5 protein-coding genes and 1 rRNA gene are annotated in these 10852 nt (G+C 69.0%); 2 read left to right on the top strand and 4 right to left on the bottom strand.

Annotated elements, in window-relative coordinates:
• From HZU84_RS19505 to HZU84_RS19515, 3 genes are all read right to left on the bottom strand, one after another.
• Positions 1 to 64, bottom strand: a 16S ribosomal RNA gene (locus HZU84_RS19505); the annotation flags it as partial.
• 314 nt (positions 65 to 378) lie between these two features.
• A complete protein-coding gene (gene cphA, locus HZU84_RS19510) occupies positions 379 to 2958 on the bottom strand; it encodes a cyanophycin synthetase (protein ID WP_149505098.1) in 2580 nt (859 codons plus the stop codon).
• A 30-nt stretch (positions 2959 to 2988) separates the two neighbouring features.
• Entirely contained in the window at positions 2989 to 5136 is a 2148-nt protein-coding gene (locus tag HZU84_RS19515; RefSeq protein ID WP_149505097.1) for a cyanophycin synthetase, read from the bottom strand.
• 178 nt (positions 5137 to 5314) lie between these two features.
• On the opposite strand from HZU84_RS19515, the gene HZU84_RS19520 reads away from it, so the two are divergent.
• A complete protein-coding gene (locus tag HZU84_RS19520; protein ID WP_149505096.1) occupies positions 5315 to 7609 on the top strand; it encodes a cyanophycin metabolism-associated ABC transporter in 2295 nt (764 codons plus the stop codon).
• 20 nt (positions 7610 to 7629) lie between these two features.
• A complete protein-coding gene (locus tag HZU84_RS19525; RefSeq protein ID WP_149505095.1) occupies positions 7630 to 8127 on the top strand; it encodes a cyanophycin metabolism-associated DUF1854 family protein in 498 nt (165 codons plus the stop codon).
• 10 nt (positions 8128 to 8137) lie between these two features.
• Here the strand turns inward: HZU84_RS19525 and HZU84_RS19530 are convergent.
• Positions 8138 to 10852, bottom strand: a 2715-nt coding sequence (locus tag HZU84_RS19530; protein ID WP_180693101.1) for a leucine-rich repeat domain-containing protein, incomplete at its 5' end; no start/stop codon positions are given.

A 10852-nucleotide genomic window follows, 5' to 3' on the forward strand; every position in this document is an offset into this window, starting at 1 on the left:
CGACTTGCATGTGTAAGGCATACCGCCAGCGTTCAATCTGAGCCAGGATCAAACTCTTCAGTTCGATCTTGTTTTGCTCAAGGAATTGAAGTGAACTTCACTTCTCTATCCATGAGCGTTTAAGGTCACAAGGACCCGGATCCGAAGATCCGAGACACTCGCCTCAAACGCCCACGCTTATCGGCTGTTGATTTTTAAAGAGCTTTTTTCGCTTTGTTTGCTGCGTCGCGTTTCTTTTGTTCTGCAGCAGCGAAGAACGCTATTCTAGTACGATCTTTTCGGGTCGCGCAAGCACTTTCGCCAAAAATTTTTCGAGGGTACTGCGGACGCCGGCGGGCAGAGCCCGCGGCACCACGCCCCTCCCCCGCTGCCCTGCGCTCAGCCGCCAGCGGCGGCACCACGGATGCGCCGCGCCAGATAGGCCAGAGCCTCCTCGACCTGATCGACCAGGATCAGGCAGAGGTCGCCCGGCTGCAGGCGCTCGAGCGCCAGGTCGATCGCGACGAACTCGCCGCGGATCTCGTCGACCTGCTTTGTACGGGCCGCGCCTTGCAGCCCCTCGCGCAGCAGCGCCACCACTTCGCCGTCGGCGCGGCCGCGCTGGCAGGCATCCTGATAGAGGATGACGTCGTCGAAGGCCGCGCCCAGGATCTGTGTCTGCTCGCGGATGTCCTGGTCACGCCGGTCGCCCGCACCGCTGATGACCACCGAGCGGCGCTGCGCCGGCAGCGCATCGACCGCGGAGACCAGCGCGCGCATCGCGTCCGGGTTGTGGCCGTAGTCGGCGATGACGGTGGCGCCACGGTAGTCCATAACGTTGAAGCGGCCGGGCGCGTTGTCGGAGTCGCTGGCGAAGCTCGACAGGGCGCGGCGGATCGAGTCCCAGTCCAGCCCGGCACCCCAGCCTGCGGCGACGGCGGCCATGACGTTCTCGACCTGGAAGCCGATCAGGCCACCGCGGGTGATCGGGATCTCGCGCAGCGGCAGCAGTTCGCGGCGCGCGCCCTCGGCAGCGACCAGATGATCACCTTCGACATAGACGCAGCGCCGGCCTTGAGCGCGGTGCGTGGCCATCACCGGATGCTGACGGTCGGCGGCGAAGAAGATCACCTGCCCCGGACAGACTGCGGCCATGCCCGCCACGATCGGATCGGCCGCATTCAGCACCGCATAGCCGGTGGCGGCGACGTTCTGCACGATCACGCGCTTGAGCACCGCCAGATCCTCGACGGTGGTGATGTAGTTCAGGCCGAGGTGGTCGCCGGCGCCGATGTTGGTCACCACCGCCACCTGGCAGCGGTCGAAGCCCAGGCCCTCGCGCAGCACGCCGCCGCGCGCGGTCTCGAACACCGCGGCGTCCACGTCCGGATGCATCAGCACATTGCGCGCGCTGCGCGGGCCGGAGCAGTCGCCGCTGTCGATCTGCCGACCGTTGACATAGACGCCGTCGGTGTTGGTCATGCCCACGCGCAGGCCGCTGCTGGCGAACAGGTGCGTGATCAGGCGCGCGGTGGTGGTCTTGCCGTTGGTGCCGGTGACGGCGACGACCGGGATGCGGCCGTCGTCGCCGGGCGCGTACATGCTGTCGATCACCGCCTCGCCGACCGCCCGGCCCTTGCCGTAGGACGGCGACAGGTGCATGCGCAGGCCCGGCGCGGCGTTGACCTCGACGATGCCGCCGTCCTGCTCCTCGAGCGGACGCAGCACGCTCTCGCAGACCACGTCGACGCCGCAGACATGCAGGCCGACCATCTGCGCCGCGCCGACCGCACGCGCGGCCACCTCGGGGTGGACGTCGTCGGTCACGTCGGTGGCGGTGCCGCCGGTGCTGAGGTTGGCGTTGTTGCGCAGGATGACGCGCCGGCCCTTCTCGGGCACCGACTCGGGCAGCAGATCCTGCAGCGCCAGCCGCGCGATGGCGATGTCGTCGAAGCGGATCTTCGTCAGCGAGGTCGCGTGGCCGGTGCCGCGGCGCGGGTCGGCGTTGACGATCTCGACCAGCTCGCGCACGGTGTGCTCGCCGTCGCCGATGACATGCGGCGGATCGCGGCGGGCCGCGGCCACCAGCCGGTCGCCGACGACCAGCAGGCGGAAGTCGCTGCCAGGCAGGTACTTCTCGACCAGCACCTCGCCGATCTCGGCGGCGGCCGCGAAGGCGCGGTCGAGCTGGGCGCGGTCGGTGATGTTGACCGTCACGCCCTTGCCCTGGTTGCCGTCCTGCGGCTTGAGCACCACCGGCAGGCTGATCTCCTCGGCCACCGCCCAGGCCTCGTCGGGCGTGGCGGCCGGGCGGCCGATCGGCACCGGCACGCCGGCGGCGTGCAGCAGCTTCTTGGTCAGGTCCTTGTCCTGCGCGATCGACTCGGACACCGCGCTGGTGGTGTCGACCTCGGCGGCCTGGATGCGGCGCTGGCGCGATCCCCAGCCGAGCTGGACCAGACTGCCCTGCGTCAGGCGCCGGATCGGGATGCCGCGCGCCAGCGCGGCGTTGACGATCGAGCCGGTGCTCGGGCCCAGGCGCACGTCCTCGTCGAGCTCGCGCAGCTCGGCGATCGCGGCGGCGACATCGAACTCGCCGCCGGTCAGCGCCGCGCGTACCAACGCCTCGGCGTGGCGCAGCGCCAGCCGGCCGACGTCTTCCTCGGTGTACTCGACGACGACCTGGTAGGTGCCTTCCTCGACCGTCACCGAGGTGCGGCTGAAGGTCACCGGGCAGCCGGACTGGGCCTGCAGCGCCAGCGTCGCGGCCTCGAGCACATGCGCCAGCGACACGTCGGCGCGCTGCGCACCGACCGGCACCGGCCCGATCGCCGGGAACAGCGCGCGCAGGCGGCTCTCGAAGCCCGGCAGGTGGACCAGGGAGCGCTCGGCCGGCTCGCACGAGACGATCGCCTCGACAGCGGTGTGGCGGCTCCAGAGATTGGGGCCGCGCAGGGCCCGGATGCGGGAAACGTCCATCTGTGTTCTTCTCCGATCGGGATCAGCAGGTCAGAGCGCGCGCGAGCCGAAGGTCTCGAGGCCGGCGGCCATCAGCTCCGGATTGATGCCCATCGCCCAGGCGGTGGCCAGCGCCGGCAGAGCGACTTCAGGCGCGATCGTGATGCGGCGGCGCACCAGATCGACGCAGACCGTCTCGCTCGCGCCGGTGGCCAGCACGATGCGGCCGTCGCGCAGCAGCACGGCGCGGCCGCCCTCGGCGCGGTGGTCGGCCAGCGGCTCGGGCCGGGTCGCGTACAGGATGACCGCCCCGTCGGACAGGCGCGCCATGTCGGCGATGCGCTCGTCGTCGGCGTTCAGCACCGCCACACCGTCGGGCAGCACCACATCGACCTGGGTGCGCATCACCCGCGGCATCTGCTCGGACTCGCGGATGTCGTGGCGCTCGAGCTGCTCGAAGCCGTCCAGGTCGGTGACCACGCCGACATGGCAGCGGTCGTAGGGCAGGCCGGTGTCGAGAATGACGCCGGCGTCGTTCTCGATCACCACCGCCTGGACCTCGCGGTTCATCAGCAGGCGGTGGCCGCTGTCCCAGTCGGCGCAGTCGCCACGGCCGACGCGTCGGCCGGCCAGGAACAGGCCGTCGCGGCAGGCCAGGCCGACATGGCGACCGCCCAGATGCACCAGCCACGCGACGATCTGCGCGATCTGCGAGGTCTGGCGCGAGCCGGCCACGCCGACCACCGGCACGCGGCCGCTGGCGTCCTCGGCGAACAGGTGATCGACGATCGCCTGGCCGACCGGGCGCGGCATGCCCTGCGCGGGCTTGAGGTGCATCAGCAGGCCGGGGCCGGCGTTGACCTCGACGATCGCGCCGCCGGTCTCGTGCAGCGGGCGCGAGATGTCGGTGGTGACCAGATCGATGCCGGCGATGTCCAGGCCGACGATGCGCGCGGCCAGGCCCACCTGGTAGGCGACATCCGGATGCACGTCGTCGGTGCAGTCGATCGCGACGTTGCCGTTGCGCTGGATCAGCACCTGGCGGCCGGCTTCGGGCACCGAGCCGGCGTCCAGGCCCTGGCGCTCGAGCAGCAGCCGGATCACCGGCTCGCGCTCCAGGCGGATCGTCTCGAGCGGGAATTCTTCGGCCTCGCCGCGGCGCGGGTCGGTGTTGAGCTGGGTGTCGATCAGCTGCTGCACGCTGGAGCGGCCGTCGCCGGCGACCCACAGCGTCTCGCCGCGCGCGGCGGCGACCACCTGGCCGGCGACGACCAGCACGCGGTGCTCGTCGCCGGGAATGTAGCGCTCGACGATGACCTCGCTGCCCTCGGCATCGGCGATGTGCCAGGCGGCCATGACCTCCTCGCGGGTGCGCAGGTCCAGGCTCACGCCGCGGCCGTGGTTGGCGTCGCTGGGCTTGACCACCACCGGCACGCCGATGTCCTCGGCCTCGTCCCAGGCGGCCTCGGGGCTGTCCGCCACCGCGCCTTCGGGCACCGGCACGCCGCAGGACTTCAGCAGCGTCTTGGTCATGTCCTTGTCGCTGGCGATGCCTTCGGCGATCGCGCTGGTCAGGTCGGTCTCGGCGGTCCAGATGCGGCGCTGCGCCGAGCCGTAGCCGAGCTGCACCAGATTGCCGTCGTTGAGCCGGATGTGCGGAATGCGGCGATCGGTGGCCGCACCGACGATGCTGGCGGTGCTGGGGCCCAGATAGCAGTCGTCGATCTTCTCGCGCACCCGCTCGACCGCCGGCGCCACCTCGAAGGGCTCGTCGTTGATCGCGCTCATCAGCAGCCGGTGGCCTTCGGCCAGCGCGGTGCGGGCGACCTGCTCGTCGCGGGCGCGGAAGACCATGCGGTAGACGCCGTGCCGCGAGGTGCTGCGGGTCTGGCCGAAGCCGGTGGGCATGCCCGCCAGGTTCAGCAGCTCGATGACCACATGCTCGAGCACATGGCCCATCCAGGTGCCCTCCTCCAGGCGCTGCAGGAAGCCGCCGCGCTCGCCCACGCCGCAGTGGTGCTCGACCAGCGCCGGCAGCATCGCGGTCAGCCGGTCGTTGAAGCCGGGCAGCCGGTTCGACGGCCAGTCCTCGAGCTCGCCCAGGTCCAGCCAGACTTCGAGCGTCGGACGGTAGGTCCACACATTGGGGCCGCGCAGGTAGGTGATGCGCAGCAGCTTGATGTCGTCTTTCTTGCTCATGTCGTGCCGAAGGTAGCCGCCGAAGGACCGATGGGAACGTGATTGTGCCGACTTCACCTTGCGTCAAGCCGCCAGGTCAGCGCGATGCGCTGCAGCGACGTTGTACGAGGCGTGTTCATCTGCGCCAAGGCCGCACGATCCGGCTGGGCCAGAATCGGCCACCCCGAGAAGAATCCCGATGCAAGCCCACTCCGCCTCCGTTCGCGCCGACGCCGTCGAGTCCGCGACCCTCCCGCTCCTGCCGAACGAAAACGTCCTGACCACGCTGGAGGTTGACCTGGACGAGCGGCTGCACTTCGCGCGCGCCCGGCTGCAGCTCACCGAGCACCGGCTGATCGGCGAACGCGGCGCCTGGCCGCTGCGGCCGGATCTGTCGCTGCGGCACCACGACCATGCCGGCGTCGGCACGCTCGAGCTGCATGACGGCAGCGGGCGACTGGCGCTGTGGCGCTTCACGCTGGCGCAGAACGTCCAGGCGCTGCGGCTGGTGCGTCTGTTCGAGCAGCGGATCGAGCAGCTCGCGCATGCCGGCCACGCGCACGATGACGACGCGGGCGATCCCACCCGCTGCCCCACCTGCCACGCGCCGCTGCCCGCCGACAGCGACGACTGCGAGATCTGCACCCGCGAGCTGACGACGCCGCCCTCGACCTGGGTGCTGCTGCGGCTGTGGCGCTTCGCGCGGCCCTACCGCTGGACGCTGCTGGCGGGCTTCCTGCTGACGCTGGCCTCCACCGCCGCGACGCTGGTGCCGCCCTACCTGACGATTCCGCTGATGGACGAGGTGCTGATTCCCTTCCAGAACGGCAAGTCGATCGACACCCGTCAGGTCGGCATGCTGCTGGGCGGCCTGTTCGGCTCGGGCCTGCTGGCCTGGGGCCTGGGCTGGGCGCGCACCTGGCTGCTGGCGCTGGTGTCCGAGCGCATCGCCGCCGACCTGCGCACCACCGCCTTCGACCATCTGCTGGGCCTGTCGCTGGACTACTTCGGCGCCAAGCGCACCGGCGACCTGATCGCGCGCATCGGCTCGGAGACCGACCGGCTCTCGGTCTTCCTGTCGCTGCATGCGCTGGACTTCGCCACCGACGTGCTGATGCTGGGCATGACGGCGGTGATCCTGTTCTCGATCAATCCGTGGCTGGCGCTGGTGACGCTGCTGCCGCTGCCCTTCATCGCCTGGATGATCCACCGGGTGCGCGACCGGCTGCGCACCGGCTTCGAGAAGATCGACCGCGTCTGGGGCGATGTGACCAATGTGCTGGCCGACACCATTCCCGGCATCCGCGTGGTCAAGGCCTTCGCGCAGGAGTCGCGCGAATCGAAGCGCTTTCACGAGGCCAACGACGCCAACCTGGCGGTCAACGACCGCATCAACAAGACCTGGAGCCTGTTCACGCCCACCGTGACGCTGCTGACCGACATCGGCCTGCTGGTGGTCTGGGGCTTCGGCATCTGGCAGGTCAGCCGCGGCGAGATCACGGTCGGCATCCTGACCGCCTTCCTGGCCTACATCGGCCGCTTCTACAGCCGGCTCGACTCGATGAGCCGCATCGTCTCGGTGACGCAGAAGGCCGCCGCCGGCGCCAAGCGCATCTTCGACATCCTCGACCATGTCTCGAACGTGCCCGAGCCGGCGCAGCCGGTGCCGATCACCCGGCTCGAGGGCGCGGTGAAGCTGGAGAACATTGCCTTCCGCTACGGCAGCCGCTCGGTGATCCGCGGCATGAACCTCGACATCCGCCCCGGCGAGATGATCGGCCTGGTCGGCCACTCGGGCTCGGGCAAGAGCACGCTGGTCAATCTGATCTGCCGCTTCTACGACATCACCGACGGCTCGATCCAGGTCGACGGCGTCGACATCCGCCGCTATGCGGTGTCGGACTACCGCCGCCACATCGGCCTGGTGCTGCAGGAGCCCTTCCTGTTCTTCGGCACCATCGCCGAGAACATCGCCTACGGCCGCCCGGACGCCACCCGCGAGCAGATCATCGCCGCCGCGCGCGCCGCGCACGCGCACGACTTCATCCTGCGCCTGCCGCAGGGCTACGACTCGGTGGTGGGCGAGCGCGGCCAGGGCCTGTCGGGCGGCGAGCGCCAGCGCATCTCGATCGCGCGCGCGCTGCTGATCGACCCGCGCCTCCTGATCCTCGACGAGGCCACCGCCAGCGTCGACACCGAGACCGAGAAGGAGATCCAGAAGGCGCTCGACAACCTGGTGCAGGGCCGCACGACGATCGCCATCGCGCACCGCCTGTCGACGCTGCGCAAGGCCGACCGGCTGGTGGTGATGGACCGCGGCGTGGTGGTCGAGGTCGGCACGCACGACGAGCTGATGGCACGCCAAGGCCACTACTTCCGCCTCTACGAGGCCCAGGCCCGCCGCACCGAGAGCGACGAGGACGGCGAGTCCGAGCACGATCAGGTGCTGCTGGCGCACCAGATCCCGCAGCCCTCGGCCCACGGCACGAACTGAACGAACCCGAGCAGCTCCCGATGTCCTCCACCCCTAACGCCGCCCCCGCCGCCCTGCCCGTCTTCACGCTCGAGCGCCACGCCAGCGGCCGCCTGGTCTACACCGGCGCCGACGGCATGCCGCGCCACGGCGTCACGCCGGTGCGCGCCTTCCCCGTCTCGGCGCCCGAGGCCGGCCTGTCGCTGGTCAGCGCCGAAGGCCACGAGCTGGTCTGGATCGACCGCCCGGCCGACCTGCCGCCGCCGCTGCGCGCGCTGATCGACGAGGAACTCGCGCACCGTGAGTTCATGCCCGAGATCAGCCGCATCCGCGAGGTCTCGACCTTCTCCACGCCCAGCACCTGGACGGTGGACACCGACCGCGGCCCCACCACGCTGGTGCTGAAGGTCGAGGAAGACATCCGCCGCCTGCCCGGCCGCCGCCTGCTGATCACCAGCGGCCACGGCATCGTCTTCTCGGTGCGCGACATGAACGCGCTGGACCGGGTGTCGCGGAAGTTTCTGGAGCGGTTTCTCTGACCGGTGCGGGTCAGGCGCCGGCCCGCGCTTCGAGCAGGGTGATGGCCGCGCCCAGCCCCTGGGCGCCTCGGGGCATCAGCACGTCGGCGATCCAGCCGAGGATGGTGTCGGCCTTGTTCCGGATGTCGTCGTAGGCCCAGAGCTTCAGGCGGGTCTGGTCGCCCACCTGGGCGGTCGTCACCTTGGCCAGCTTGGCGGCCAGCCTGTCGTGCTGGTCTTGCCAGTACAGGGTGCAGTCGAGCCGGTCACACGGGTCGGCGATGCTGACTTCTTCCAGCATCACTGCGATCACCTTGTCATGGAACCGCGCCCGGTCGCCGAGCACCTGGGCGTACAGGTGGATCAGCTCCTGCATGCAGTAGATCGACTGCAGGTATTTCGGACTCAGCACGACAAACACTCGGTCGGCGCGGGCGATCTCGCGCTCGAACTCCGAGATCCAGTGCCCGGGGCGCAGCTCACGCTTGTCGCGGCGCAGCGCGTAACCCAGGGCGGTGAGCCGGGTTTCGAGGTCATCGACCAGTCGTTCGCTGTCGCCGCCCCAGGCGTAGGACACGTAGACCGGCCGTGGTTCGCCCTGCGCCAGCGGCTGCGGTCCTGGCTGCAACGCCGCAAACGGCTCAGCGGGCTCCACCTCACGACTGCGCGGTTCGGCGGGCGCTTCATCACGCCAGACCACATCCGGCTTGGCGCCGATGTTGATCCGCTCGATCGACCCGACGACTTCCCGCGCCAGCGCCGCCGCATTCGCCCCGGTCGTCTCGATCGACATCCACCCGCCGCCCTGCCCGCTCGGGTCCGGCAATTCGCTGCGGATGCGCACGACGCCTGCGGCCTTCTGGTCGTAGAAACACACGCCGTAGCGCCAGTAAACGGCCTGCACGCCTGCGCGTGACCCGATTCGACACAGCAGCGCCCGCAGCACGCCTTCGTGCAGGAAGGCGTAATGCAGCTTCACCTCGGCTTGGGCTTCGGTGCTTTGCCAGATGCCGGCGATCTGCCCCACCACTGCGTTTTCCAGCGGCAGCAGTGCCGGGGCGACATACGTGTTCTCGGCGATCTTGAAACACGTCTGGCACTTTTCCATCATCGACAGGAAGAGCTGGCGTTCCTCCTCGGTGCGGTTCTGCCAGACCAGCAGCGCCAGCAGTTGCGGCGTGAACCGCCCGTACTGCTGGCGAATCAGCGGCAGCGCCGAATCCCGGTGCAGCACCGCATACATCCCGTCCAGCGCCCACGCCTGGTCCAGCACCACCTGATCGCCAAACACGCCCTCTTTCCAGAACACCTGCCCGCTGCGGTGCAGATACTCCAGCACGACGCCCGGCACAGCGGTCTGGTGCTGCTCGGCGCACAGGCGCTCGAATGCGTCGCGGGGCAGCGTCCGAATCCCCTGCTCGTCGCGCATCCGGCGCAGGTCATCGCCGACCGCGACCCAGTTCGCCGGCAGTGGCACCTCGCCGTACCGTTCCAGTTGATACCGCGCCGCCGATTTCAGCTCCAGCATCAGCCGCGCCATGCCATCGCCACGCTTGGCGCTGCAATCGGCGACGCGCAGTCGCTCGAATCCATGGTCGGCCGGTATCGGCGGCGCGCTGCTCACGTCGCGTTCGCGATCGCACTGCGTCTGCACGACGATCACCGGCGCGTTCGGCCCGGCCAGCGAGCGCACATATTCCAGCCAGTACCGCAGCGGCCGATTGCGCATCGGCACGCCGTTTTCCTCGCACTCGTCGGTGTTCTCGTGGCTCGGCGTCCACGCGATCACGTACACCGCCCGGTCGTCGAGGAACAGTGCGTGCGTGCCCAGATAGACATCCTGGCCGCCGAAGTCCCAGAAGCGGAGATCGACTGCCTGCTCGGGTGGATCGGCCTCGGGGTCGCCTTCGATCAGGCGGGTCTGGCCGAGGCTGATGCCATGCGTGGACGGGATGGAGGCATCGAATCCCTCGCCTTTCAGCCGGCGGCAGGTCTGCGTCTTGCCGACGCGACCGTTGCCGAGGACGAAGAGTTTCAGGTCAGCATTCGAGGCGACACCATCGGCGAGGTCGCGGTACCAAGCTTTGATGCGGGGAAGGCAATTGTCGGAATAGTCATTTTCTGAGCCTATCTCGACAGGGGCTCCGCCCAACCGATTCGCATACAGCGTCTCCAGTGCAGGCCACCACGTCAGAGGCAAATCTCGGATGCCAACGAGCAATGCCACGGAGTCGCTCACATTGAGCTGCTGCAAACCCGTCAGGCTGCTCAGCACGCTCACATCCGTCAGTTGGCTGCACCCGCTCAGGTCGAGCTGCTGCAAGCCCGTCAGGCTGCTCAGCCCGCTCACATCCGTCAGTTGGCTGCACCTGCTCAGGTCGAGCTGCTGCAAGCCCGTCAGGCTGCTCAGCACGCTCACATCCGTCAGTTGGCTGCACCCGCTCAGGTCGAGCTGCTGCAAGCCCGTCAGGCTGCTCAGCACGCTCACATCCTTCAGTTGGCTGCACCAGCTCAGGTTGAGCTGCTGCAAGCCCGTCAGGCTGCTCAGCACGCTCACATCCTTCAGTTGGCTGCACCAGCTCAGGTTGAGCTGCTGCAAGCCCGTCAGACTGCTCAGCACGCTCACATCCTTCAGTTGGCTGCACACGCTCAGGTCGAGCTGCTGCAAGCCCGTCAGGCTGCTCAGCACGCTCACATCCTTCAGTTGGCTGCACCCGCTCAGGTTGAGCTGCTGCAAGCCCGTCAG

It is taken from the genome of Sphaerotilus sulfidivorans, assembly GCF_013426975.1.
GTDB classification, from domain to species: domain Bacteria; phylum Pseudomonadota; class Gammaproteobacteria; order Burkholderiales; family Burkholderiaceae_C; genus Sphaerotilus; species Sphaerotilus sulfidivorans.